Here is a 26,295-nt window from a genome sequence, read left to right as displayed (position 1 = left end):
TCGGTAGATCTTTCAGTTATGTACAGCCATGAACCAATCTACCCCCTCCAAACCTCGCCCTGCATACCTTGGTTCTACGGCCATCGGCCTCACGGCCGTTGGACTTTGGTCATGCCTGGCTCTGCTGACTACGCTGACCGCCGGCATCCCCCCCTTCCAACTGCTCTCCCTGAGTTTCGCCGTAGCCTTTATTGCCAGTGTGTTGATACTCGCACTGCGCAACGTCGGTGGATTCAGTGACTGGCGTCAGCCATGGCCTGTCTGGGCCTTGGGATTTATCGGAATATTTTCCTACCACGCGCTTTACTTCTTTGCCTTGAAGTTTGCACCAGCAGCGGAGGCCAGCCTGATCGCCTATCTCTGGCCATTGTTTATCGTTCTGTTGAGCGCCTTAGGCGGCCATCATCGAAGAATATTCAAGCAATTACTTGGAGCGCTACTGGGGTTACTCGGAACTCTATTCATTCTGTTGCAAAAGGAAACCTCAGTTGCTCAAGGCTCGCCAATAATGGGCTACTTAGCCGCGCTGGCCGGTGCACTGGTGTGGGCCAGCTACTCAGTATTAAACAGACGTTTCCAGCAGATCCCCAGCAGCGTCATCGGTGGTATATGTGGCCTGGTCGCATTAGCCGGCTGGATGTGCCACCTACTATTCGAATCTCCGGTACAACCGAACAAGCAACAATGGCTTGCGATTATCGCCTTAGGCCTAGGTCCTGTGGGATTGGCTTTTTTCGCTTGGGATCACGCAACTAAGCACGGCCATCTGGGAATGCTCGGAGCTTTGTCCTATTTAGCCCCACTGATCTCTACCTTCCTGCTGTTTTTCGCTGGAAAAGTAGAAGTACAGCCAATCATTCTGTTATCGGCTTTATTAATCATTTCCGGAGCAATAATCGCAACCTCTTCCTGCACATTGGAGAAAGATAAATAGTCATACCTGCAAGGCGCGCCTCAAAACAACTATTTAAAAATTGCCTGGCACATTCGGAAAGGGACATCCCAATGAAGCTACATCACCCCTCAAACACCGGTTACTTCATAAACCCGTACTACTACTCCTCCCGTAGCAATAGATATGCACAAGTACTAGATCCGGCGACCCATGAGTATCTTGGAACAATCCCTCTGTGCGCTCAGACTGAAGTTCAAGCGGCAATAGCAGCTGCGAGTGACGCCTACCAGGAGTGGCGCCAATGTAGTGCCAACCATCGAGCTGAACAGCTTCAGATTCTCGCCGGCAGTATTGAGCGATCTATAGAACGTAATCTGGAGATAGCGCGCCTGCTGAGCCGTGAAACAGGAACGCCACTTTCACGGGCCATCAACGAGCTAGCGCAGTGTCCGCAAATCTTGCGCCGCTACGCACAGCAGGTCGAAGAGCATGCTGTTTCCGGCCACAGCACTGCACAGCAGTCGGTACTCTATGAGCCGTATGGCGTAAGCGTACATATCCTGTCCTCCAACAGTGCGATTCTGCTGATGTGCCAAACCGTCGCCGCAGCCCTCGCCGCAGGCAACAGTTGCATCATCAAGCCTGCACAGTCAGCAACACTATGTAGCTTGAAGTTCTCTGAACACTTCAATGCACTACTCCCAGGCCTGGTGTGCTGTGTTCCAGGTGACGCTTCAACTGCACAATTGCTGGTGCAGTCACCCAGCACCCAGGTGGTTGCATTTACAGGCAGTGTTGCTGCGGGAAACGCAGTAGCTGTAACTTGTGCCGAACTGATGAAACCCTGCTTACTTGAAACAGATGGCAGTAGCTCACTAATCGTTTCCACTCACTCACCCTTGGAAATAGCTGCAGCTTACGCCGCACAGGCAACATTTCACTTCAAGAGAGAGAAACAGCATTCAGTACAGCGATTGTTCGTAGTGGACGAAGTCCATGATCACTTTGTCGATCTCTGCTTGGAGCACCTTGAAAAACTACGCTTGGCACAGCACTTGGGGGAGATCCAGATGACACCTCTATCCGGTGAAACTGCGCACAATAAAGTGATTCGTTTGATATGTGATGCTTCAACCAAAGGTGCGACGCTAATCTGCGGCGGCCGTGTTCCTAGCGAGCAACCCATTGGCTGGTTCTATGAGCCAACCATAATTACCGGCGTTAACAATGAAATGGCAATCCTGCATGAAGTTTGCCCTGGGCCGGTTACTGCCATTGTTCGGGCTCGCGATTTCAGCCATGCATTGCAGTTGGCGAATGACTCATCGCCAAATGCACAAAGTTCGCTATTTTCATCAGACATTAAGGAAGTGATCGCCGCCTCCGAACAGCTTGAAGCAAACACACTTTGGATCAATCCACCACCGTTTAATGAGCAAAAACCTTCATCCTCAGCACTCAGCTTATCGGGACCAGACAACAGTTTTAGGCGTAGTGGCCTGGATGTTTTTCGTCGAACAAAAAGACTCATTGTTCATGTACCGCACGAGACTTAAGACGCACTACGGACCTAAAAAAGGATTTGTACAAACCATTGCGATGAGATGTCAGAGCAAGAAGCTCTGACACATGGGATGATGCGCGGCCAACTATCATACTGGAGGCACTGTATGTCTTTTTCGGGTAGAAAATCCCTGCTTCTCTTGCTGCTCACCGTGGTTAGCCTCAGCATACTGAGCGTCAACGCGGCCTCTCGGCCGGGTTCCCAGCCAGCCAATACAGAAAAAGTCTCGATGCTCGACGGCAAGCTGTCCTTCACCCTGCCCAAGGGCTTCAGCGCCTCGGCCCTGCCGGCCGGCAGCGAGGCCGACGGCACCGCGGGCGCCAGCGGCACGTTGTATTCCAACGCCACCACCCGCACCGTGGTGATCGCCGCGCAGAACAGCATTCCCAACGGTACTCAGGTCAAGGACAACGACAGCGCCTTTCTCGATGCCGCGGTCAGCGGGTTCCTGTCGCAACAGGCCGCAGCGCTGCCGGACTTCAGCAAGCAAAGTGAAAAGAGCATGACCCTCAAGGGCCTCGGTGTGCGGCAGATCGACAGCACCGCGACCCAGGGCGGCGGCCAGACCCTGAACTCGACCCTGATCGCCGGCTCCGGCACCCGCATGGCGGTGATCCAGGTGATTTCCCGGGCCGCGGACAAGGCCGGCCATGCGGCGCTGATGAAGCACATCCTCGGTCAGTAGACCCGCCTCGACTCAGGGGGTGAGCCCAGCCCCCTCCAGGCCAAAGGCAGCAGCACCAGCACCGCCAGCCCGAACCCCACCTGAGACAGGTAGAAGGTTTCCAGCCACTGGCTGTGGGCCGCCACATAGAAACTGTTGTGCACGACGTCCAGCACGATGATCGCCAGGGTCAGCACCAACCCCCAGCGCGGGCGCACCCACAGCAGCAACGCCGCCAGCGGATCGAAAAAGCTCAGGGCGCCCCAGAAGGCCCGGCTGGCCAGGGGCGTGTCGGCGCCGTAGCCATAGTCCCAGAGCAACCCATGGTCCAGGGCGGCGCGCAGGTGATTGAAGCTGGCCGCCAGCAGGCACAGGGTGAACAGCAGGCGGATAGACACGGACACTCGGGACATGGACACATCTACTGTATGAGCCGGCTTGCCGGCGAAGGGCGCGATGGCGGATCGAGGGCCGACGTAGCCGAGCGTTCCCTGGCAACCCAGTTACTGCGCCTCGTCAGCGTCGCCCCTGGCGGTTCAGTCGTTGATCAGCTTGCCGGCGCGGATCGCCTCGCGGCCGGCCACCTTGGCCAGCCAGATGCCCGGCTGGGTGTAGCGCCCGCGGTCCAGGGCAAAGAGCACGCCGCTGGTGCCAGCACGCACGGTGCTGACCCTGTCGTTCAAGGGGTCCACCACTTCGAACAGGGCGTCGCCGCGCTCCACCCACTCGCCGGCATCGCGCAGAAAACTGACCACTCCGGGGTGCGGGGCGAACAGGTATTGGGTGCCTTCGAAAGGCATGCCTTCACAGCATTGATCCGGTGCAGCGGGCCACTGGCCACTGATCAGGCCCTGCTCGGCCAGAAAGCCGAGGATGGCCTCGCAGTTGGCTCGCGCCTGCTCGACCCGGGTATCGCCCATGCTGCCCAGCTCCAGGGTGGCGGCCAGGTTGGCCGGGGGAATCGCCGCCTGAGGAAAGTCCCGGGCCAGGCGCAGCCAGGGCGAGGAGCAGGATTCGTCGAAAGAGCTGCCGCCGGAATCCTCGCAAAGCAACGCCACTCCAGCCTTCAGACGCGCCGCCAGGGACTGCCACTTCGGCCAGTGTTGGGGCAAGGCATAGAGGTGGATCGCCGCTTCGAAATCGCAATGCAGGTCGAGGGTGATATCGGCGTCGCAGGCATGGCGCAGCAACAACCGGTGCAGGGCCTGCAGCTGCGAGGCCGGAGCCGGCAGCTCATCCAGCACCTGGACCATGGTGCGGCGGATCAAGGCGATATTGACGGCGGCATCAGTACCCAGTTGCTTGCCGATCAAGTCGCCCACCGGACCACTGAGCTCGACGAAGGCACGGTTGAAGTTCTTGCCGCTGCCCAGTTCGAAACGCCCCAGGTGACTGCCCTGAACCTGCTGGTCGAGGCCGATGGGGTTAGCCACCGGCACCAGTTCGATCACGCCCTGCAAACGTCCCTGGCGCTCCAGTTCCGTCAGGCGCTGCTTCAGCTCCCAGGCGGTGCGCATGCCCGGCAGTTCATCGGCGTGCAGGCTGGCCTGGATGTACACCTTGCGGCCACCGCTGCCGAAGCGAAACACGCTGAGCTGGCGCGCAGTGCCCAGGTGGCCCCAGGGCAAGGAATGGTCGATGCGTTGCATAGTGGCTCCAGGGATCAAAAAAGGCGTGGCGCAGAATAAAACAGCGGCGCACAAAAAAGGTGGCGACCGGATCACGGGCGCCACCTTTTTTACCCAAGCTTTGCAGCCTGCGGCTTACTCGCCGTAGACATCAAAGTCGAAGTACTTGTCCTGCACTTGCTTGTACTTGCCGTTGGCGCGGATCTCGGTGATGGCCGTGTTGAATTTCTCTGCCAGCTCCTTGTCGCCCTTACGCACGGCAATGCCGGCGCCGCCACCGAAGTACTTCGGATCGTTGTACTCGGGACCGACGAAGGCAAAGCCCTTGCCGGCGTCGGTTTTCAGGAAACCGTCGTCGAGGTTGACCGAGTCCGCCAGCAGCGCGTCGACACGACCGGACACCATGTCCAGGTTGGCTTCCTGCTGGGAACCGTAGCGCACCAGGTCGATGCCGGCCGGCACCAGCACTTCAGTGGCGAAACGGTCATGAGTACTGGCGCGCAGTACGCCGACTTTCTTGCCCTTGAGCTCGGTCAGCGGGTCCTTGACCGTGGTGCCGGCCTTCATCACGAAGCGCGCCGGGGTGTGGTAGTACTTGATGGTGAAATCGACGTTCTTCTTGCGATCGTCGGTGATGGTCATGGACGACAGGATGGCGTCGATCTTCTTCACCTTCAGCGCCGGGATCAGGCCGTCGAACTCCTGCTCGACCCAGGTGCACTTGACCTTCATCTGCTCACACAGGGCATCGCCCAGGTCCACGTCGAAACCGGTGAGCTTGCCGTCGGGCGTCTTCATCGAGAACGGTGGGTAGCCGGCTTCGATACCGATACGGATCGGCTTGGCCTCATCGGCCGAAGCGGTCAGGGAAAACAGCGACAGTGCCAAGGCACCAAACAGCGCAAACTTATTCATTTATAACTCCAGGAGGCGGAGACTTTTATTGGCTGGTTTCGATTATGGGCAAATCGAAGTGGCCAGCAGTCTAGAGCGGCTCCCGGGAAGCAAATTGTGTTTATGCGACAAATACTTATAAAAAACATGCAGCCGCGATTCTGCGCCCTCCCCCTCGCCCCGGCGTGGTGCGTTTGTCCCTGAACCACCCGACGTTCGCCTCAGAACGGACCATTTTTACCGACACATCCTGCGCTAGCCGCAGCCTGGGGCCGCCGCCAGCGCAGTGGCCCCTCAGCAGGCGCAGGACAGATCCGGCCCCTCGCTGCGCGGTTGCCCGGTGCTGAGCTCGAAGCCCTCATCGAGCCAGCCGGTGACCCCACCGATCATCTCCTTGACCGGGTATTCCAGGGCCGCCAGCTTGACCGCCGCCTTGTTCGCGCCGTTGCAGTGAGGACCGGCGCAATACACCACGAACAGGGTGTCGCGGGGATAACCGGCCAGCTGTTCGACGGTGAGCAAGTGCCCGGGCAGATTGATCGCCCCGGGGACATGGCCGCGGGCAAAGGCCTCGGGGCCCCGCACATCCACCAGGACAAAATCCACTTCACCGGCCTCCTGGCTGCTGTAGACGTCGGAACAGTCGGTTTCAAAGGTCAGGCGGTTGCAAAAATGCATCAGGGCAATGGCCGAAGGGGCGGCGGCAATGCTGCGGACCAGGCTGGTCATGGGCGTCTCCAGAACGTCGCGATTAAGGTGGGAAGAACTTTATCGGCCCTGCCCCACCGCGTTAAAGTGGCGCCCCGGACACCCACTGGTAACTTTCCGCCAAATGCACAATCCTCCCGGCTTGGTCGCGATCCTGGCTTACGACGGCCTTTGCACCTTCGAATTCGGCATCGCCGTGGAAATCTTCGGCCTGGCCCGGCCGGAGTTCGACTTTCCCTGGTATGAGCACTGCATCGTCGCCGTGGACCCGGGGCCGATGCGCGCTGCGGGCGGTATCCGGATACTGGCCGATGGCGGCCTGGAACTGCTGGAGCAGGCCCGGACCATCATCATTCCCGGCTGGCGCAGCCGCGACCAGGTGCCGCCGCCCGAGCTGATGGAAGCCCTGCACCGGGCCTACCAGCGCGGCGCGCGGCTGCTGTCGATCTGCTCGGGGGTGTTCGCTCTGGCGGCCAGCGGCCTGCTCAACGGCCTGGGCGCCACCACCCACTGGCGCTACACCCAAGAGCTGGCCGAGCGCTTCCCGGACATCTGGGTGGACCCGGACGTGCTCTATGTGGACGCCGGCCAACTGATCACGTCTGCCGGCAGCGCCGCCGGAATCGATGCCTGCCTGCACCTGGTGGCCCGGGACTTTGGCACTCGGGTGGCCAACAGCGTGGCCCGACGCCTGGTGATGTCGCCCCAGCGTACCGGCGGCCAGGCCCAGTTCATTCCGGCTCCGGTCAGCCGCACCCCGCGCAGCGACCTGTCGCAGGTCATGCAATGGGCTCGGGAGCGCCTGCATGAGCCGCTGACAGTGAGCGACCTGGCGGCCCGGGCGCTGATGAGCGAGCGCACCTTCTTGCGACGCTTCAGCGCCGCCACCGGCGCCACGCCCAAGGCCTGGCTGCAACATGAGCGACTGGCCCGGGCCCGGGAACTGCTGGAAAGCGGCAGCCAGACCACGGAGAGCATCGCCCTGCATTGCGGTTATCGTTCGGTGGAAAGTTTTCGCGTGGCCTTTCGCAGCCTGGTGGGCCTGCCGCCCTCGGCCTACCGCGAACGCTTCGGCCAAAAATCCCCCTCGTAGGAGCCGGCTTGCCGGCGAAGAACACCACGCTTATCCGGCGGCGTCCATCCCGGCCAGTGTCTAAGGCTCCGGTTTGCGCAGAAGGTAGGTATCCATGATCCAGCCATGCGCCTCGCGCGCTTGGCGACGGACCCGCTGGATGTCGTCGGCGACCTCGTCCAGGCGCCCGGCAATGAGGATTTCGTCCGCCGTGCCCAGGTAGGCGCCCCAGTAGATGTCCAGGTCCTGATTGCGCAGCTGGCGGTAGGAGTCCTCGGCATCGAGCATCACCACCCGGCTGTCGGCATCACCGGCCTGTCCCGCCGCCAGACGCCGCCCGGTGGTGATCTCCACTGAACGGCCAATACGGTTCAACGCCACCTTGTGTTGCGCCGCCAGGGCCTGGACGCTGGTGATGCCGGGGATCACCTGATACTCGAACTGCGCCGCACCACTGGCCAGGATCTGCTGCAGGATGCGCAGGGTGCTGTCATACAGCGACGGGTCGCCCCAGGCCAGGAAGGCACCGGTCTGGCCCTCTGCCAGCTCCTCGTTGATCAGCCGCTCGAAGACCTGCTGCTTGTCCTGGTTCAGGGCCCGGACGCTGGCCTGGTAGTCCACATCGCCGCGCTGGCGTTCCGGGGTCTGGGCTTCGACGAAGCGATAAGGACGCTCGGTGAGATAACGCTGGCACAGCTCGCGCCGCAGATCGATCAGCGAGTCCTTGCTCGGCCCCTTGTCCATCAGGAACACCACGTCACTGCGGTTCAGCGCCTTGATCGCCTGAATGGTGATGAAATCGGGGTTGCCGGCGCCGATGCCGATGATCAGGAGGGTTTTCATGGGGATCTGGTTCTCGCTGCTGTGCCAGGGGGCAAGTATGGGCGGCTTTGGCGCCCGGAGAAATGCCCCGAACGCCCGGCACAGGTCTCAGTCACGGCCATCCAGGCGCAGGCGCCAGCGACCGGCATGGCTGAGATCGATCCGCGACAGGGGCTCGATATCCATCAGGTTGAAACTGCCCAGGGGCGCCTGCAGCAACTGCAGCAGCACCGCACGCATGACAAAGGGATGGGTCACTGCCAACCAGTGCCCCGGACGCTGGGCCATCTGCTCCAGCCACTGCGCCACGCGCCGGCACAACCCGGCGACCGACTCGCCTCCCGGCGGAGCGCTGTGAGGGTCATCCAGCCAGGCCTGCAAGGCTTGCGGCTGCTGGCGTTGCAGATCGCCGATCCCCATCCCCTGCCAGGCACCGAAGCCATAGTCACGCAGGGCTTCCTGCACTTGCGGCGCTGCGCTGAACAGCGCCGCCGTCTGACAGGTTCGCCGCTCCGGCCCGCACAGCACCTGCGGGTGGTGCCTGAACTGCGCAGCCCGGCTCAGGGCCTGGGCCTGCCAATCCATCTCCACGGCTTCGTCCAGGGGAAAGCGCCCCAGCTTCTGGGCGGCGGTACGGGCGTGGCAGATCAGCGTCAAACGGGTGGCCGGCAAGGGGTTATCTCGACAAAGGAACATCAGGACTGAGGCCGGTTTTTTAGCACGACCACAGGGCTATTTCCCAGCAGGAGACAGGTTGAAAATTCCTCAGAAACTCAAGAAACGCCTGATCACCAAACAAGAAATGGCTTATAGGCAACCCAAGCAGCAGGCCTTTATTCTCCGCGAAGTTCCCACACTTCGACTCGAATCAGGTACCTCGACACCATGCACAGCGGTATGTGGGAGCTCCTGTCTCTCGACCTTGCGCTCAACGCCTCGCTCCAGCCCATCGTCCTGCTGCAATACGTTGCCCTGGTAGGGATCTTCAGCATCCTGCTGATGCTGCGTCAGGACGCCCAGCGGCTGATCAAGTCGAAAAAGATCCTGCTGGGTTTGATCCTGGGCACCAGCAACGCCGCCTTGATCGCCCTCGCCTCCGGGTTCATGCAGACCCCGGTGAAGATTTTCCTGAGCAACGACATGCTGTTTCTCGCCGGTTTGCTGGGAGGCTGGTGGGGCGGCATGACCTGCCTGGTCCTGGTGGCACTGGCTCGTTACTGGATTGCCGGCGCCGCGCAGTTCGAAGAGGCGCTGTTCAGTTTTAGCCTGGTGGCCCTGGGGGGCATGCTGCTCCATCGCTGGTTCGAAACCCGCGACCTGAGCGCCCTGAGCCTGAAGGACATGCTGCTGGTGATCCTGATGCGCCTCGGCGCGGCCATCGTCCCGATGCAGATCATCGACTGGATGGGCACGGTCAGCTCCAGCATCACCGCACAACTGCTGTCCTTGCGACTGAGCTCGACCCTGCTCTCCCTGCCCATGATCATCCTGATATTCGCCATGCTGCGCCGCGAAGCGCGCTACCAGTTGGCCCAGCAAAGCCTGCTGCAACAGGCCCTGACCGATCCGACCACCCAACTGCCCAATCGACGAGCCCTGCGCGACCACCTCGACCAGGTGCTGGAGCAAAACAAAGAGCGGCGCGTCCCCCACACCCTGATCGTGATCAAAATCAGCAACCTCAAGGACCTGGTCGCCATCCACGGCCATGACTGGACCGACCAGTTGCTGATCTCCCTGGCGCAAGAATTCAGCAGCGGCGCCTCCAGCCATGCCCTGCAAGCCAGTGCCGCCCACCGCGCCTTCATGTTCTCGGACCTGAGCCTGGCACTGGTGGTGCCGCACCGCTCCATCCAGCAGGTCGAAGAATCGGCGCTGCTCGCCACCCTGCAGATGACCTTGCAGGCCGGTTTGCCCAGCGACGGCAGCCTGTCGCCCAAGCTGCAGTTCTGCGTGATCGATGCCTGTGCCGGGGACAGCGCCAACGTCACCTTGCGCAACATCAGCCTGGCCCTGCAGGACAGCAGACAGCCGGTGCGTTACCTGCGCCAGTCGCTGATCGAACAGGCCCAGAGCAACGAACGCATCCGCCAGCAACTGCTGGAGTGGGTGCGATCGAACACCCCGCCGCTGTATTACCAGCCCAAGTTCTGCCTGAGCCAACGCACGATCATCGGCGCCGAAGCCCTGCTGCGGGCCCAGGACGACCAGGGCACGGCGATTTCTCCCTTGCTGATCCTGGAAGTGATCCGCCACCACGACCTGCAGCAAGCCTTCGAATGGGCGACCATCGAAGCGGTGATCCGCGACGCCCGGTACTACATCGATGCCGGACTCAAGGGACCGCTGGCGGTGAACGTCTCGTCCTCGACCCTGAGCGATGCCAACTTTGCCGTCCTGCTGATCCAGCGCCTCAAGGAAGCCGGGCTTCCCGGCGCTCGCCTGACCCTGGAACTGACCGAGAGCACCTTGCTGCAAGACACCCAGCAAGTGGCGCACAACATGCTTCTGCTCAAGGATCACGGCGTGGGATTGTCCCTGGACGATTTCGGCACCGGCTACTCGGCCCTGAGCATCCTGGCCAAGTATCCTTTCAGCGAAGTGAAGATCGACCACTCGATGATTTCCCTGCTGCACTATGAACGGATGCGCACCGCGGTCTCCATCGCCCAGGAAAGCGCACGCCTGTACCAGGCGACACTGACAGCCGAAGGGGTTGAAACCCAGGAGCAGATCGACATTCTCCAGAACATTGGCATCCGCTGCGCCCAGGGCTACATCTTCTCCCCGGCAGTCCCCCTGGCCGAACTGATCGAACTGGATAGCGACGGGCCAAAGAAAGCGTCCCTCGATCAACCAGTGGGCAGCGAGGGCAAAGCCTGAGCGCCTTGATCGAACGCCTTTCGCCCACCGCCTCATTGCCCACCTTGTTGATCCATTCCGTCAGGTCAGGAGCCGACTCGCCGGCGAAGAGCCCCGCAAGACCTGCAGCGCCTGGGCGGACGCCTTCGCTGGCAAACCAACTCCCACGGAGGCCCAACCACCGCAGTTCCTACAGAAACGCACGACCCCTAGCTTCAGGCCGGCCACAAGGCCGCCGTCTGGCTCTTGATCTTGATCTTGATCTTGATCTGAACGCCCCGTTAACCACGATGGCCGAACGCAGGCATTGATCCGTGGGTAACCCGGCAGGACGCCGGGTTAGCCGCCACCCGGCCATGGATGGCCGGTGGCGGCGGCCCACGGATCAATGCCGGAGTGAGGGCATGCCGAGCCTAGGCGAGGCACCGAGTGGAGGGGCAGAGCGTTTTGCTTACTTTTGCGCTCTTCAAAAGTGAGCCGCTGTAAGAGCGGAACCGCCAGCGGCCGCACCCGCAGGAACGGATATGTCCCCCCCACGCCTCAACTCCACCCCACCCCCGCCCCATTTCAGAGCATTTCACCACCCACGCAAATTTCACTAGACATGTAACGTCCATTACATAAATATCATTTAGCCATTTTATGAAACAAAAACGACATTCAGCTTCCAAGGCACCCCGATGCCCTCTCTCCGAGACCTGATCACCGACCCCGCCCTCGACCTGACGCCTTCAGAGCGCAAAGTCGTGCGCGCCCTGCTCGACCACTACCCGCGCAACGGATTGGGGCCGATGTCACGCCTGGCGGAACACGCCGGGGTCAGCGACCCGACCATCGTACGGTTGGTGAAGAAACTCGGCTTCAGCGGCTACGGCGAATTCCAGGAAGCCCTGCTCAGCGACATGGACGACCGCCTGCGCTCCCCCAGCACCCTGCTGCGCCCACGCTCACAAGTGGCCCAGGGCGATACCTGGAGCCGCTACCTGGCGGACAGCCAGCGCGCCCTGCACGACACCCAGTCCCTGACCCAGCCCGAAGACATCCGCGTACTCATGGACTGGCTGCTGGACAGCCGTCATCAGCTGTACTGCTTTGGCGGACGCTTCAGCAGCTTCCTCGCCCACTACCTGCTCAACCACCTGCGGTTGATGCGCCCGGGCTGTTTCTTTCTTGAAGACAACGCGCAACTGCCGGACCGCCTGTTCGATCTGCAGCGCCAGGATGTGGTGCTGCTGTTCGACTACCGCCGCTATCAGTCCCAGGCCCTGCGGGTGGCCAGCGCAGCCAAGGCGCGCAACGCCCGGGTGGTGCTGTTCACCGATATCTATGCCTCGCCGCTGCGGGAGCTGGCGGACCTGATCATCAGTGCCCCGGTGGAGTCCCTGTCGCCATTCGACACCCTGGTGCCGGCGCTGGCCCAGGTCGAGGCGCTGATCGCCTGCCTGACCCCGCGCAGCGCCGATCTTGATCAACGCCTGGAGGGCATCGACGCCCTGCGGGCGCAATTTGATACCCATGTGCTGGAGGAGAAATAAGGATGTTCAGCCTGCCCCACCGTTCGCCCCGGGACTTGCCCTTCGTCGTCGATCACACCGCCCTGCTGCTGGTGGACATGCAGCGCGCCTGGCTCGAACCGCAGTTCGACCCGCACCTGCAAGGCCCCGAGGGCGAGGCCTTTCTCAAGCGTGCCCGGGAGCAGGTGATCCCCAACCAGCAACGCCTGCTGGCCGCAGTGCGCGAGGCACGGCAGAACGTGCTGCACACCATTATCGAAAGCCTGACCGCCGACGGCCGTGACCGCTCCCTGGACCACAAGCTGTCGGACATGCACCTGCCCAAGGGCAGCCCCCAGGCAGCGATCATCGACGAGCTGGCACCGGTGGAAAACGAGATCGTCCTGCCCAAGACCTCTTCCGGGGTGTTCAACTCCACCAACATCGACTACGTGCTGCGCAACCTGGAAACCCGGCACCTGATCGTCGCCGGGATCGTCACCGACCAGTGCGTGGACATGGCCGTGCGCGACGCCGCCGACCGCGGCTACCTGGTGACCCTGGTCGAGGACGCCTGCGCCACCTATAGCGATACTCGGCACCAGGCCTGCCTGAATGCGATCAAGGGCTACTGCTGGATCACCGATACCCAGACCGTGCTCGGCCGCCTGCGGGAGATCCGCGGATGAGCCGCGGCCAGGGCATCGAGGCCCTGACGCCACTGGCCATGACCAGCATCGTCACCACCGATTTGATCGGCGTCACCCGGGGCCGCTCCTTTCCCAGCGACGAGCTGGAGCGCTACCAGATCGGCGGCTGCGGCTGGGTGCCGGCCAACAGCGCCCTGACGCCCCAGGACCTGATCGCCGAGGACAACCCCTGGGGCGCCTATGGCGACCTGCGGCTGATACCCGACCTGGACAGCCGGGTCACTGTCGGCGCCGGTCCGGATGCCACGGCCGCGCCCCTGGACTACATTCACGCCGATATCTGCCAAACCGATGGCCAGCCCTGGGCCGCCTGCCCGCGCACCCTGCTGCGCAACGAGGTCGAGCGCTACCGTGAGCTGGGCATCCAGATCACCGCCGCCTTCGAGCACGAGTTCAACCTCGACAGCGGCGCCGCTCAACGCGAGCACCTGGCCTTCTCCCTGGAGGCCCAGCGCCAGGGCGCGGCCTTCGGTGGCTGGCTGCTGGCGGCATTGCGGGCGGCCGGTGTCGAACCGGAAATGTTCCTCCCCGAATACGGCAAGCAGCAATACGAGATCACCTGCCGCCCGACCCAGGGCCTGGCCGCCGCCGACCGCGCGGTGAACGTGCGCGAGATCACCCGGGAAGTGGCCCGGCAGCTGGGGCAACGGGTCAGCTTCGCCCCCAAGACCGCAGCGGACGCCGTGTGCAACGGGGTGCACCTGCACCTGAGCCTGCAAGACCTGGACGGCACGCCACTGCTCTACGATCCCCTGGCGGTCCGCGGCGACGACCTGTCACGGCTGGGCCAGCACTGGGCCGCCGGGGTGCTCAAGCACCTGCCGGCACTGTGCGCCTTCACCGCGCCGACGCCGCTGTCCTACGAACGCCTGCAACCCCATCACTGGAGCGCCTCCTACGCCTGCCTGGGCCTGCGCAACCGCGAAGCCTCGCTGCGCATCTGCCCCACCGTGGACATCGGCGGCACGCCCGTGGCGCCGCAGTACAACCTGGAATTCCGCGCCCTGGATGCCACCGCCTCGCCACACCTGGCCATGGCCGTGATCCTGATCGCCGGACGCCTGGGCCTTGAACAGAAGCTGCCGCTCAACGCAATGACCGACAAGGTCCCCGATGAGCTGAGCACCGAACAGCGCCTGGCCAGCGGCATCGTGCCCCTGCCCGGCACCCTGACCCAGGCCCTGGACTGCCTGCGCAGCAACAAGGAATTGCTGCAGACCCTGCCGCCGGAGCTGCTGAGCACCTATTTCGCCGTCAAACAAAAGGAAGTGTCCCTGACCGAGCACCTGACCGCTGCCGATCTCTGTGAGCACTATGGACACCTGTACTAAATCCGCCGAGCACGGTTTCTATACCGAGCCGGCCTATCGCCTGCTCCGCGAAGACTCCGAGCATCCGCTGATCCTGGTGTGCGAACACGCCAGCCACTACATTCCACCGGCCCTGCACGACCTGGGCCTGGACCCGGTGGCGGCCCGCGAGCATATCGCCTGGGACCCGGGCGCCCTGGAACTGGCCGAGAGCCTGTCCCAGGCCCTGGGCGCGACCCTGATCGCGGCCAACTATTCGCGCCTGCTGATCGACCTCAACCGGCCGCGGCATGCCCCCGACAGCATCCCGCTGCAAAGCGAGATCTATCAGGTGCCGGGCAACCAGCACCTGGACGAGGCGACCCGCGAGTACCGCCGCCAGCAGCTGTTCACGCCGTTCCACCAGCGTCTGCAGCGCATCATCGACCGGCGCCTGGCCGAGGGGCGCGAGGTACGAGTGGTGGGGATTCACAGCTTCACCCCGGTGTACTACAGCCAGCCACGCGCGCTGGAAGTCGGCGTGCTGTATGGCAACGCCACCGCTTACGCGGCGCGAATACTGGAAGGTTTGTGGACCCTGCCGATAAAGGTGGCGGGCAACCAGCCTTATGAAATCGACCCCTTGAGCGACATGACCGTGCCGGTGCACGGTGATGCCCGGGGCCTGGAGTCGGTACTGATCGAGGTGCGCAACGACCTGTTGCGCAGCCCTGAAGCGGTGCAGCACTGGAGCGACTGTCTGGCGCCACTGCTGTAACGGAGGTTGAAAGACGCTTGAACGCAACAAAGGCTGTTTGCAGGACAGGTACAACAACAAGAAAAACCGCTGTGGTGTGTCTTTAACCCTGCCAGGTTCAAACACAGACCGGCGCGCGAGGCGTCAATGACGACCCTTGCCGCCGGATGCGCCCACTTACATTGGCTACAAGGAGAACTGCTTCATGGAGATTGAAGAATTCGGCTACAAACAGGAACTCAAGCGCGGGCTGAGCCTGCGCGACCTGGTGGTCTACGGGATGATTTTCATGATCCCCATCGCCCCGTTCGGGGTCTATGGCTACGTCAACCAGGAAGCCCCGGGCATGGTGCCCCTGGCCTACATCATCGGCATGGTGGCGATGGTCTTCACCGCCCTGAGCTACGGCGCCATGGCCCGCGCCTTCCCCATCGCCGGCTCGGTCTACTCCTATGCCCAGCGCGGCCTCAATCCCCATGTCGGCTTTCTCGCCGGCTGGCTGATGCTCCTGGACTACCTGCTGATCCCGCCGCTGCTCTACGTCTACGCGGCCATGGCCCTCAACCACCTGTACCCGGAAGTGCCCAAGGTCGGCTTCATCCTGGCGTTCCTGGTCAGCGCCACCTTCGTCAACCTGCGGGGCATCACCTTCACTGCGCGGATGAACATCCTGTTCCTGCTGGCGCAACTGGTGGTCCTGGGGCTCTTCCTGTTCTACGCCTGGAACGCCCTGCACGGCGGCACCGGCAACGGCCAACTGACCCTGGCGCCGCTGTACAGCCCGGAACACTTCCACTTCGGCATGCTGATGCAGGGCGTCTCGATTGCGGTGCTGTCGTTCCTGGGCTTTGACGCCATCTCGACCCTGGCCGAAGAGGTCAAGGGCGACCCGGGCCGCAGCGTCGGTCGCGCCGCCCTGATCACCCTGGTGGTGATGGGCGCGATCTTCGTGGTGCAGACCTGGATCGCCACGGACCTGGCCGCCGGCATGGGCTTCAAGTCCGCCGACACCGCCTTCTATGAAATCGCCGAACTGGCCGCCGGCAGCTGGCTGGCGACCCTCACCGGGGTGGCCACGGCGCTGGCCTGGGGCGTGGCGGTGGCCATCACCTCGCAAGCCGCAGTGTCGCGCCTGCTGTTCGGCATGGCCCGGGACGGCAAGCTGCCCAAGGTGCTGGCCAAGGTCCACCCGAAACACAATACCCCGCACATCAGCATCTACCTGGTGGCGGTGCTGTCGCTGCTGATCTGCTACCTGTTCATCAACTCGGTGGACACCCTGACCTCACTGGTCAACTTCGGCGCCCTGAGCGGCTTCATGCTGCTGCACATCACCGTGATCAATTTCTACTGGCGCCGGCAGAAGTCCGGCCAGGTGATCCGCCACCTGATCTGCCCGGTGATCGGCTTCGTGATCGTCAGCGCCATCATGTACAACATGGGCGTGGATGCGCAGAAGCTCGGCGCCATCTGGATAGCCGCCGGGCTGGTCTACCTGTTCCTGCTGAACAAGCTGGGCAGCGGTGCCGCCCTGCCCGATCTGCTCAAACCCTAAGTGACTTACCTGCGGCGCCGGATGGCGTCGCGCTTCCCCCCGAGGCAGCCGCCAAGAGCCGCCCGGGGACAGGCCGCCGGATGCCGCGGCCGTGGAACTGCGTGGTAACCGACAGTGATGTCTGGCCCATGTTCGCCCCCCGGGGCGAGCGGCCCTTGATACAGGAGTGCACCCATGCTGGCTTTGCGTCCCGTGGCGTTATTCGATCTGCCCCAACTGCTGCGCCTGGCCCGCGAACGCCTGCTGGGCGTAACGTCCCTGGTGGATGACGAAACCTACCTGCGGGAAAGGATCCTCGATTCCCTGGCGTCCTTTGCCAAGACCGAGGCCAGCCAGGGCCCGGAGAACTACTTTCTGGTGCTCGAGGACCCAGACAGCGGCCTGCTCCACGGCTGTTCCGACATTCTTGCCACGGCGGGCTTTGCCGCGCCGTTCTACAGCCTGCGCAACCGTCCCTTCATCAGCAGCTCCCGGGAGCTGAACATCGAACACGGCGTGCCGACCCTGTCCCTGTGCCAAGACCTCAGCGAGCAGACCCTGCTGCGCAGCTTCCACGTGGACCCGGCGTTGTCGGGCACGCCCCTGGCGCAACTGACGTCCCGGGCGCGGCTGCTGTTCATGGCCGCTCACCCCCAGCGCTTTGCCGAGAGCACCATCAGCGAGATCGTCGGCTACAGCAACGCCGCCGGCGAGTCGCCGTTCTGGGAGGCGGTGGGCCAGCACTTCTTCGACCTGCCCTACATCGAGGCCGAACGCCTGTGCGCCCTTCAGGGCCGGGGCTTTCTGGCCGAACTCATGCCCCAGTACCCGCTGTACATCCCGATGCTGCCGCCGTCGGCCCAGGACTGCATCGGACGGATTCACCCCGATGCGCGGGAGGCCTGCGACATCCTGATCGACGAGGGCTTCGCGCCTACCCAGTATGTGGACCTGTTCGATGCCGGGCCGACCCTGCAGGCCCGCAATAACCAGCTACGCTCGATCGTTCAGAGCCGAGTCGCGACCAGCTACCTCAGCCCCCAGAGTGGCCAGGGTCGCCACTGGTTGCTGAGCAATGACCGACTGCAGGGATTTCGCGCCATTGTCGCGCCTCTGGATGAAGCCCCGGGCGATGTGGTCGGGCTCGACCCGTCGATGCTCCAGGCCCTGCAAGTGACACCGGGCGAACCGGTGCGGGGAATCGCGTTATGAGTGGCCCGCCGCTTCTGCGCTGCCCGGGACTGTTGCAAGGAGTGCACCGATGATCGTCCGTCCGATCCGCGTCACCGATCTGCCCGGCGTGCTGGCTTTGCTGGAGGGCAGCTGTCGCGAGTTGAACAACCTCTCCACCGACCCCGAGCGCCTGGCCCATCGCTTGCGCTGGGCCCAGCGCACCTTCGCCAGCCGGGTGGAACGGGCCGATGCCGACTACCTGTTCGTGCTGGAGGACGACGACCAGCAAATCATCGGCATCTGCGGCCTGAGCGGCGCCATCGGCCTGCGCGAGCCTTGCTACAACTACCGGGTCGGCATCACCCGTGGCAGAGCCCCGGGGCTGGGTATCGACAAAGAGATCCCGACCCTGTTCCTGTGCAACGAGATGACCGGGCAATCCCAGCTGTGTTCGCTGTTCCTGCGCCGCGACCAGCGCCAGGGCTACACCGGCCGCCTGCTGTCCACTGCACGCTTGCTATTCGTCGCCGAGCACCCGACGCTGTTCGGCGACAAGCTGGTGGCCGAATTGCGTGGCCAGCTCGACAGCCAGGGCTGCTCGCCGTTCTGGGACAGCCTGGGCCGACACTTCTTCAAGATGGACTTCCAGCAGGCCAATCGCCTGTCCAGCCATGGCAGCAAATCCTTCATCGCCGAACTGATGCCGCGCCAGCCGCTGTACACCTGCCTGCTCAGCCCACAGGCCCAGGCGGCCATCGGCCAGGCCCACCAGAGCACCGAGCAGGCGGTGAACATCCTGCGCGACGAAGGCTTCAGCCATCAGGGCTGCATCGATATCTTCGACGGCGGGCCGCTGATCGAGGCCGAAGTGGCGAAGATCCGCAGCGTGCGCGAAAGCCAGACCCTGCCCTTGCTGGTGGGCCGCCCGGACGAACAGGCGCCGGTGTGGCTGATTCACAACCGCCGCCTGGAAAACTGCCGCATCACCGCCGCCCCCGGGCGCCTGGTTTCAGGCTGCCTGCTGGTGGACCGCCTGACCGCCAAGCGCCTGCAACTGCAGCCAGGGGACTCGGTACGCGCCGTGCCACTGTTGGCCTGCCCGGCGCGGCCTCAGGGCCAGTCCGGGATCGCCCTCGCGCCGGACGCCGCCCTGCCCCTGTAGCCACGAGATTGACGAACGCCGGGGCGAATGTTCATATGCCGCCCAGTTTCAGGTGCCTCATGCCGCCGTGCACGAGGTGAAACGGGAAACCGGTGCGCCCTTTCAGGGCCAGTCCGGTGCTGCCCCCGCAACGGTAAGCGAGTGCTGCATTCAACACGCCACTGTACCCACGGTATGGGAAGGCGAATGCCGCCAGACTCGCAAGCCCGGAGACCGGCCTGAAACGTCTGTTTGGCAATCCTGCGGTGGGCGGGCATGGGCCGGTATGGTCGCGTGCCTGTGGCCGATACCTTCTCCTGCGTGCTTCCCGAAGTCACTTTCGAGAAGACCAAGAATGACAACAACTGACACCTTCCTTGCATGCGACTGGCGTGCACCTCGGCGCACCCTGAGCGGTGCCCTGCTCGGCTGCCTGTTCAGCCCCCTGCTGCTGGCGGACGACACTCCCCTGACACTGGAACGGCAATGGGTTTCCGCCCCTTCGGTGGAGTCCACCACGGTGGCCGAAATGGCCCGGTACGGCAGCAAGGTGGAGATCATCGACCGCCAGCAGATCGAACGCGCCGGCCCCAGCAGCGACATCACCCGAGTGCTGCAGATGTACGTCCCCGGCCTCTACGTCGCGCCGAAAAACGGCCCCTTCGACTACGGCACCTATTCCCTGCTGGGGGGCCGCAACGACGACACCCTGATCCTGCTGGACGGCGTACGCCTGAACAACCGTCTGTACGGCGGCCTGTACCTGGACACCTTGCCGGCCAATGCCATCGAACGCATCGAAGTGCTCAAGGGCGGCCAGAGCCTGCTGTTCGGCACCCAGGCGGTGTCCGGGGTGATCAACATCGTCACCCGCAGCCCCCAGACCCGCGACACCTCCGGCGAGGTCAACCTGGGCCTGGACAGCTTCATGGGGCAAAGCGGCGATGCCCGGGTGGAGCGCATCCTCAGCAATGGCTTGGGCGATCTGGGCCTGCTGGCCTATGTCAGCCACAACGTCTCCGATGGCTACCAGCCCTATCGCAACAGCGCCTACAGCGCCAGCACCCGGGACAAGAAACGCGGCTATGAAGTGACCACCTTCGGCGCCAAGGCGATCCAGGGCTTCGCCGACGATTCGCGCCTGGAACTGTTCTACCAGTACAGCGATGCCAACCTGGATTTCGCCCGCCCGGTGAACAACCAGAAGACCACCAACGACCGCGTCCAGCAGATCGCCACCGCGACCTTCGAGCAGCGCCTGAGCGAGCGTTTCAGCTACTTCGTCAAGGGCCATGTCAACGACTGGGACACGCGCTACACCAAGATCGACAGCCTCAAGGACGGCCGCCTGGTGAGCAAAAACCGTAACGACTACTGGGGCTTCACCGACTGGGGCCTGCAGGCCGAAGGCAAGGCCGAGCTGGACGGCGGCCATGTGCTGGTGTTCGGCACCGACAACCAGTGGTTCAAGGGCCAGGACGATGTGCTCAAGATCGACAATAACCAGGCCCAGGCCAATGCCCTGTACACCCAGTTGCGCCCGGTGTTCGCGGCGCTGCCCGACTGGCACCCGAGCCTGGGCATCCGCCACGAGAAGATGAGCGGCGGCGAGAGCGCCACCGTGGGCATGCTCACCTCCCTGTACGACCTCAATGCCCATTGGCAACTGCGCGGCCAGTACGGCAGCGCCTTCAAGCTGCCCAACGCCGAGCAGTTGTTCGTCAACGAGGACTACGAACAAGGCAACCGCAACCTCAAGCCGGAAAAGAGCCTGAATGCCGAGCTCGGCCTGGACTACAAGGGCAGCCTGCTGGCCGGCGAGTTCAACGCCAGCGTCACCGCCTTCCAGCGCAAGATCGACGACCTGATTGCCCTCGATGGCATCCACTGGGTCAATGGCCAGGGGCGGATCAAAGTGCGCGGCATGGAGGTCGACGGCCGCTGGCAGTTCAGCCCGCGATGGAACCTCTCGGCGGACCTGACCCGCAATCTGCTGGCGTCGCGCAACGGCGTGACCCTGAGCAACATTCCCGGCTTCTTCGCCCGCTCGCGACTGGGCTACGAGTCCGAGGATGGTCAGTGGGGCGTGGGGGGCGCGATCCGCTACATCGGCCAGATCGACAGCGCGAAGAAGGTCGACTACGGCCACTACTCGGTGGTGGACGCCGATGCCTATCGCTACCTCGACAGGGCCCAGCAACATCGCCTGAGCCTGCTGGTGGAGAACCTGTTCGACCGCGACTACACCACCAGCATGACCAGCAGCGCGCCGGCGGTGGACAACCTCGGCCGGCCCTTTACCAGCGAAGTGCGCTACACCTACCGCTTCTGAGGCCCAACGACATGCACAAGGACTATCAACGGGTGCTGTTCGTCGGCCCCGGCCTGCACGGCGGCACCCTGGGCGAAGCCTTTCGCCGCGAGCTCAAGGCGCTGCGCAACGAGGACGCCGGCACCCGGGTGATCGACACCCTGGACGGCTTCGACAGCCTCTGGGCCGCCCTGGAGGAACCCTTGCCCGAGGACGGCGCGGCGCTGCTGGTGGTGGACCTGGAGCCCAGCTCCGACAGCGCTTACCTGGACTGGCTGCGCGATGAACTGGGACGCCTGGCCCGGGCCCATCCCCAGGCGCCGCAGCTGTGGATCACCGCCCAGGCCCTGGGCCGTCGCGGGCTGGATGCAGCGCTGGCCTGCGCCAGCATCGCCCAGCACGAGCGGCACCTGCCCTGCGATCAGGTCAACGCCGTGGCCAGCGACCCGGACTGGTCGCGGGTGCCACCCCATGCCCGGCAGGTGTTCCTGTGCACCGGCCCGCGCTGCGTGCGCCGCGGTGCCCTGGCGCTGTGGAAGACCCTGCGCCGTGAACTGCTGCGCCTTGAGCACATGGAAACCCCAGGCGGCGTGCTGCTGACCCGCACCGCCTGCCAGTTCCCCTGCAACCTGGGGCCGGTACTGACCGTGCACCCCGATGGCTGCTGGTACCGGGTCAGCGACGACAGCCAGGTCGTGCGTCTGGTGCAGGGGCATCTGCTGGCAGGTGAGCCGGTGCAGGATCTGCTGATCCCTTCGCCGTATGCGGGGGTGGCGGATGCCTAGGAAGATCCTCGGCCTCCTGCTATGGCTGGCGACCGGGCCGGCCCTGGCGGCCAGCTATGACAACTGCGCCAAGACCTGGACCGTCGAGGACCCTCCCCGGCGCATCGTGGCCCTCAACCAGCACAGCGCCGACCTGCTGCTGGCCCTGGGCGCCGGGCCATCGATGATCGGCGTCGCCTACCTGGATGACGACAGTCAGGCCCAGGCCCAGGGGCAGTACCACGGCGTGCCGGTGATCGCCCGGCAATACCCGTCGGCGGAGGTGCTCTACAGCCTGAAGCCCGACTTGGTGGTGGGTGGCTTCGCTTCGGCGTTTCCCGACAACTTCAGCTCCCGGGAGCGCCTGGGGCGCATCGGCATCGCCAGCTACCTGCTGGAGTCGGCCTGCGCCGGGCATGATGAGGACTACTTCGGGCATATCCGTCGCGACCTGCGGACCCTGGGCCGGCTGTTGCAGCAGCCAGCCCGGGCCGAGCAACTGATCGCGGCCATGGAGGCTGACCTTGCCGCGGCAGCAGCCTTGTACCGGGGCCGCGACACGCCCGCGGTGTTCTACCTGGACAGCGAGGTCAACGGCCTTGCCAGCCAGGGCCAGCGCGGTTTTGTCGGGGTACTGCTGCAAGCCGCCGGCGCCCGCAACAGCTTCGCCGCCATCGACCGCCCGCGCCTGACGGTCGACAGCGAAACCCTGCTGAGCAACGACCCGGACGTGCTGCTCCTGGCAGACGCCCTGTGGTCACCGGCCACGCGCAAACGCCAGTTGCTGCAGCGTGACCCGGTGCTGTCGCGGTTGCGGGCGGTGCGCGAGGAGCGGCTGATCGACATCCCCTTCGCCCAACTGGTGCCGGGCATCGCCAGCGGCCGCACCGCGCTGGAACTGGCGCGGCGCCTGCACCCTGCTCCCCCGTAGGCGAAGGCTTGCCGGCGAAGCGAGCACCGCCAACCGCCGCGACGCGCCACCCGACGCCTGCGCGGGCAAGCCCGCTCCTACAAGCCGGCTTGCCGGCGAACGGAACACCGCCAATCACACGGCGTACATGCCGACGCCTTCACGGGCAAGCCCGACAAGAGGCAGGTACTACAGAGGATTCAACACCCGGCGCGAAGGCCGCTCCGGTGGATGGCAGGTGACGTTGTTGCGACCAGCGGTCTTGGCGGCATACAGGGCCTGATCGGCATCGTTCAACCAATCCATGGCGTCCTCGTGCATGGGGTTGAACGCCGCCAGGCCAATGCTCAGGCTCACCTGCAACGCCGGATTCTGTTCGTAGCCCAGGGCCGCGAAGCGCCCGCGCAGCGCCTCCATCAGATCGGCGGCGTGCTCCAGCGGCACGTCCGGCAGGATCACGCAGAACTCATCACCGCCATAACGCCCGGCCTGATCGCTGGCCCGCAGGTTCTGCCGGAGGAGCTTGCTCAACTGGCGCAGCACCACATCCCCGGCCACATGGCCGTAGGTGTCGTTGATGGCCTTGAAGTGATCGATGTCGATCAGGGCGATGGCGCCACCATGGGCCTGGCGCTGGCAACGCTGGAACTCGATCTCCAACTGGTCCTTCCAGGCGCCGTGGTTGAGCAGCCCGGTCAGGCTGTCGGTGCGACTCAGGGCCAGCAGCTCGCGCTTGTGCCGGCCCAGGGTCGCCGCTTGCTGGTAACAGATGTAGCCCAGCGCCATCGGGTACAGAGTCAGCATCGGCAGGCAGGCATACAACTGCTGCGGCGTGGTCAGGGGAGTGAACGACAGCCCGAACACCCCCAGGCCGATGCCAATGCCCAGAACCTGGGCCCCACAGCCGGCAAGAAAAAAACGCACCCCGCCCAGGGCGATGTTGTTCATCGCCATCATCCCCAGGGTGGTGACCAGCGGCAGCGGATTGAACTGCATGGCCGCGACCCAGAACCCGCCGAGCAAGGAGTCCACCAACAGGTTGCGGTACTCGGCGCGAAACGGCACCTGGGACCATCGGGCCCACTGATAGGCCAGGTGCGGCCAGACAAAGGCGTTGAACAGCATCAAGCCCCAGACCCAGGGCGCCGGTTGCAGCGGCGACATGCCCGTGGCGACGCAGAAAAAGCCCAGGGCCAGGCCCAGGGTGCGCGAGGTGTAGAGCCTCCTGGCCAGTGACAGTCCCTTCCCTCTGGTGTACTGCGCAGGGGCCAAGTCGCCTCCGTCCAGCGATGGAAAAAGTGGATCGAGCGGCTAGCCATCAACCGGTGAACGTCTATCAGCATGAGCTCAACGCGCCATCAGTGTACACGCCCGGCCCGGGCCGGGCGGGCCCGCACGGCGGGAATCTGCGGCGGTCAACCTCCAGGCTTGCGCAAACCGGAGCAAGCCGCGCGCCATGCATTCATTTGCAGAATGAAGTTCAGAGGAAACTTCGTTTGTCAGCCCCGGCAGGCCCCAGCAGAATCAGGACGCCCCGCCCTTTTCATGCCTCGATCCACTGCCACGGGAACCTTGTCCATGAGCAACCAGCACTTCGTCAGTCCTGATCTGATCCGCCAGGGATTTTCCCGGGCCATGTCGGATATGTACCGTGAGGAGGTGCCCCTCTACGGCGCCCTGATGGCGCTGGTGGCCCAGGTCAATGCCCAGGTCCTGGAACAGCAGCCGGCCATTGCCCGGCACTTGCAGCACAGCGGCGAACTGCAGCGCCTGGACCTGGAGCGCCACGGCGCCATCCGTGTCGGCAGCGCCGCCGAGCTGGCGACCCTGGCCCGGCTGTTCGCGGTCATGGGCATGCAGCCGGTGGGCTACTACGACCTGACCCCGGCCGGGGTGCCGGTGCACTCCACGGCCTTTCGCGCGGTGCACGAAGAGGCCCTGCACGTCAGCCCGTTCCGGGTCTTCACCTCGTTGCTGCGCCTGGAACTGATCGACAACCCCGAACTGCGGCGCTTTGCCGAACAGGTGCTGGCCCAACGCTCGATCTTCACCCCCAAGGTGCTGGAACTGATCGAACAGGCCCACGCCCAAGGCGGCCTGGATGAGCACGATGCCCAACGCTTCATTCAGGAAGCCCTGGAGACCTTCCGCTGGCACCACCACGCCACGGTGACCGCCGCCCAGTACGCCAGTCTCAGTGCCCAGCACCGGCTGATCGCCGACGTGGTGGCGTTCAAGGGCCCGCACATCAACCACCTGACCCCACGCACCCTGGACATCGATGAAGTGCAACGGCTGATGCCCGAGCACGGCATCACCCCCAAGGCGGTGATCGAGGGCCCGCCACGCCGGGCGTGCCCGATCCTGCTGCGCCAGACCAGCTTCAAGGCCCTGGAGGAACGGGTGGCCTTCACCGATCAGGACCTGCCCCAGGGCAGCCACAGCGCCCGCTTCGGCGAGATCGAGCAACGCGGCGCGGCACTGACACCCAAGGGCCGGGCCCTCTACGACCGCCTGCTGAATGCAGCCCGCGACGCCCTGGGCGACTTCCCCAGCGAGAGCAATGCCCAGCGCTACAACCAACTGATGCAGGCGCATTTCGACGAGTTCCCCGACAACCACGACGCCATGCGTGAACAGGGCCTGGCCTATTTCCGCTACTTCGTCAGCGACGCCGGGCTGGCGGCACGCCACCAGCCCCAGCGGCCCACCACCTTGTCAGCGTTGCTGGCCGCCGGGCACCTGCGGGCCGAACCACTGGTGTATGAGGACTTCCTGCCGGTGAGCGCCGCCGGGATCTTCCAGTCCAACCTGGGGGACGACAGCCAGAGCCACTACGCCGCACACTCCAACCGCCAGGCCTTCGAAACGGCCCTGGGCCGCGCCACCCTGGATGAGTTGCAGCTCTACGCCCAGACCCAGCAGCGCTCCCTGGAGCAATGCGCCGCCAGCCTGGGCCTGCCAGCGCTCTAAGCCCTGTCCGGCATCGGCCTTGCGGGTCGGTGCCGGATTCCCCCCTCGTCGTTTTGCCCCATGGTCATGGCCTGGCCGGAACGCTATTCTGCCGGCACTTGCGCCCGAGCCCGCGGCGCGCCACCACCAAG

General features: G+C 64.0%; 23 protein-coding genes and 1 riboswitch. Of the genes, 16 read left to right on the top strand and 7 right to left on the bottom strand.

Annotation, left to right across the window (positions count from 1 at the left end; translation table 11 throughout):
* Positions 1-28: 28 nt before the first annotated feature.
* The 3 genes from yddG to KHO49_RS25695 all read left to right on the top strand — a co-directional run bounded on the left by yddG (position 29) and on the right by KHO49_RS25695 (position 3,144).
* Positions 29-934 carry an aromatic amino acid exporter YddG gene (gene yddG, locus KHO49_RS25705; protein ID WP_213666060.1) on the top strand — a complete coding sequence of 302 codons (906 nt, stop codon included), beginning with the start codon at positions 29-31 and terminating at the stop codon, positions 932-934.
* A gap of 71 nt (positions 935-1,005) precedes the next feature.
* Positions 1,006-2,451: an aldehyde dehydrogenase family protein gene (locus tag KHO49_RS25700; RefSeq protein ID WP_213666059.1), complete on the top strand. Its 1,446-nt coding sequence runs from the start codon at positions 1,006-1,008 to the stop codon at positions 2,449-2,451.
* Positions 2,452-2,565: 114 nt separating this feature from the next.
* On the top strand, positions 2,566-3,144 hold the full coding sequence (locus KHO49_RS25695; protein ID WP_213666058.1) for a DcrB/PsbP domain-containing protein: 579 nt from the start codon (positions 2,566-2,568) through the stop codon (positions 3,142-3,144).
* Here KHO49_RS25695 and KHO49_RS25690 read toward each other — a convergent pair.
* The 4 genes from KHO49_RS25690 to KHO49_RS25675 form a co-directional block, all read right to left on the bottom strand.
* The gene (locus KHO49_RS25690) at positions 3,138-3,536 is read right to left on the bottom strand and encodes a hypothetical protein (protein ID WP_213666057.1); all 399 of its coding nucleotides are present in this window, start codon (positions 3,534-3,536) and stop codon (positions 3,138-3,140) included. The two genes, KHO49_RS25695 and KHO49_RS25690, sit on opposite strands and share 7 nt — an antisense overlap.
* Before the next feature lie 123 nt (positions 3,537-3,659).
* The gene (locus KHO49_RS25685) at positions 3,660-4,772 is read right to left on the bottom strand and encodes a M14 family metallopeptidase (RefSeq protein WP_213666056.1); all 1,113 of its coding nucleotides are present in this window, start codon (positions 4,770-4,772) and stop codon (positions 3,660-3,662) included.
* Between the two features lie 114 nt (positions 4,773-4,886).
* Entirely contained in the window at positions 4,887-5,666 is a 780-nt protein-coding gene (aotJ, locus tag KHO49_RS25680; protein WP_102864119.1) for an L-arginine-binding protein AotJ, read from the bottom strand.
* A 273-nt stretch (positions 5,667-5,939) separates the two neighbouring features.
* A complete protein-coding gene (locus tag KHO49_RS25675) occupies positions 5,940-6,374 on the bottom strand; it encodes a rhodanese-like domain-containing protein (protein WP_102864118.1) in 435 nt (144 codons plus the stop codon).
* 103 nt (positions 6,375-6,477) lie between these two features.
* On the opposite strand from KHO49_RS25675, the gene ftrA reads away from it, so the two are divergent.
* A complete protein-coding gene (gene ftrA, locus KHO49_RS25670) occupies positions 6,478-7,446 on the top strand; it encodes a transcriptional regulator FtrA (protein ID WP_213666055.1) in 969 nt (322 codons plus the stop codon).
* Between the two features lie 60 nt (positions 7,447-7,506).
* Here the strand turns inward: ftrA and cobF are convergent, their stop codons facing one another.
* Both cobF and KHO49_RS25660 read right to left on the bottom strand, forming a co-directional pair.
* Entirely contained in the window at positions 7,507-8,268 is a 762-nt protein-coding gene (gene cobF, locus KHO49_RS25665) for a precorrin-6A synthase (deacetylating) (RefSeq protein WP_213666054.1), read from the bottom strand.
* An 87-nt stretch (positions 8,269-8,355) separates the two neighbouring features.
* A complete protein-coding gene (locus KHO49_RS25660; RefSeq protein WP_102864115.1) occupies positions 8,356-8,919 on the bottom strand; it encodes a histidine phosphatase family protein in 564 nt (187 codons plus the stop codon).
* A gap of 213 nt (positions 8,920-9,132) precedes the next feature.
* On the opposite strand from KHO49_RS25660, the gene KHO49_RS25655 reads away from it, so the two are divergent.
* From KHO49_RS25655 to KHO49_RS25605, 11 genes are all read left to right on the top strand, one after another.
* A complete protein-coding gene (locus tag KHO49_RS25655; protein WP_213666053.1) occupies positions 9,133-11,130 on the top strand; it encodes a GGDEF domain-containing phosphodiesterase in 1,998 nt (665 codons plus the stop codon).
* Positions 11,131-11,789: 659 nt separating this feature from the next.
* On the top strand, positions 11,790-12,644 hold the full coding sequence (locus tag KHO49_RS25650) for a MurR/RpiR family transcriptional regulator (RefSeq protein WP_102861851.1): 855 nt from the start codon (positions 11,790-11,792) through the stop codon (positions 12,642-12,644).
* A 2-nt stretch (positions 12,645-12,646) separates the two neighbouring features.
* A complete protein-coding gene (locus KHO49_RS25645) occupies positions 12,647-13,291 on the top strand; it encodes a cysteine hydrolase family protein (RefSeq protein WP_102861852.1) in 645 nt (214 codons plus the stop codon).
* Positions 13,288-14,643 (top strand): glutamine synthetase family protein, encoded by a 1,356-nt coding sequence (locus KHO49_RS25640; RefSeq protein WP_213666052.1) that lies wholly within the window; start codon positions 13,288-13,290, stop codon positions 14,641-14,643. The genes KHO49_RS25645 and KHO49_RS25640 overlap by 4 nt, the downstream gene beginning before the upstream one ends.
* Entirely contained in the window at positions 14,627-15,379 is a 753-nt protein-coding gene (locus KHO49_RS25635; protein WP_213666051.1) for an N-formylglutamate amidohydrolase, read from the top strand. Before KHO49_RS25640 ends, KHO49_RS25635 begins: the two co-directional genes overlap by 17 nt.
* A gap of 184 nt (positions 15,380-15,563) precedes the next feature.
* Positions 15,564-16,913, top strand: coding sequence for an APC family permease (locus KHO49_RS25630; protein WP_213666050.1), 1,350 nt, complete (start codon positions 15,564-15,566; stop codon positions 16,911-16,913).
* 174 nt (positions 16,914-17,087) lie between these two features.
* Positions 17,088-18,104 carry an arginine N-succinyltransferase gene (locus KHO49_RS25625; RefSeq protein WP_102880343.1) on the top strand — a complete coding sequence of 339 codons (1,017 nt, stop codon included), beginning with the start codon at positions 17,088-17,090 and terminating at the stop codon, positions 18,102-18,104.
* Between the two features lie 49 nt (positions 18,105-18,153).
* Positions 18,154-19,227, top strand: a complete 1,074-nt coding sequence (locus tag KHO49_RS25620) for an arginine N-succinyltransferase (RefSeq protein WP_102861857.1) — start codon at positions 18,154-18,156, stop codon at positions 19,225-19,227.
* 33 nt (positions 19,228-19,260) lie between these two features.
* Positions 19,261-19,463: riboswitch (cobalamin riboswitch) on the top strand.
* Between the two features lie 98 nt (positions 19,464-19,561).
* Positions 19,562-21,538: a TonB-dependent receptor plug domain-containing protein gene (locus KHO49_RS25615; RefSeq protein WP_249735848.1), complete on the top strand. Its 1,977-nt coding sequence runs from the start codon at positions 19,562-19,564 to the stop codon at positions 21,536-21,538.
* A gap of 11 nt (positions 21,539-21,549) precedes the next feature.
* Positions 21,550-22,302, top strand: a complete 753-nt coding sequence (locus KHO49_RS25610) for a (2Fe-2S) ferredoxin domain-containing protein (RefSeq protein ID WP_123392901.1) — start codon at positions 21,550-21,552, stop codon at positions 22,300-22,302.
* On the top strand, positions 22,295-23,212 hold the full coding sequence (locus KHO49_RS25605) for an ABC transporter substrate-binding protein (RefSeq protein ID WP_213666048.1): 918 nt from the start codon (positions 22,295-22,297) through the stop codon (positions 23,210-23,212). Before KHO49_RS25610 ends, KHO49_RS25605 begins: the two co-directional genes overlap by 8 nt.
* A 168-nt stretch (positions 23,213-23,380) precedes the next feature.
* On the opposite strand, the gene KHO49_RS25600 is transcribed toward KHO49_RS25605, so the two are convergent.
* Positions 23,381-24,463 (bottom strand): diguanylate cyclase, encoded by a 1,083-nt coding sequence (locus KHO49_RS25600; RefSeq protein ID WP_110653670.1) that lies wholly within the window; start codon positions 24,461-24,463, stop codon positions 23,381-23,383.
* A gap of 306 nt (positions 24,464-24,769) precedes the next feature.
* Between KHO49_RS25600 and hglS the strand changes: the two genes are divergently transcribed.
* The gene (gene hglS / locus KHO49_RS25595; RefSeq protein ID WP_170004664.1) at positions 24,770-26,164 is read left to right on the top strand and encodes a 2-oxoadipate dioxygenase/decarboxylase HglS; all 1,395 of its coding nucleotides are present in this window, start codon (positions 24,770-24,772) and stop codon (positions 26,162-26,164) included.
* The last annotated feature ends 131 nt before the right edge of the window (positions 26,165-26,295 follow it).

The organism is Pseudomonas sp. RC4D1 (genome assembly GCF_018390395.1).
In the GTDB taxonomy this organism is placed as follows: domain Bacteria; phylum Pseudomonadota; class Gammaproteobacteria; order Pseudomonadales; family Pseudomonadaceae; genus Aquipseudomonas; species Aquipseudomonas danubii.
The sequence above is the reverse complement of the archived record's forward strand: the minus strand, read 5'-3'. Positions and strand labels throughout refer to the sequence as shown.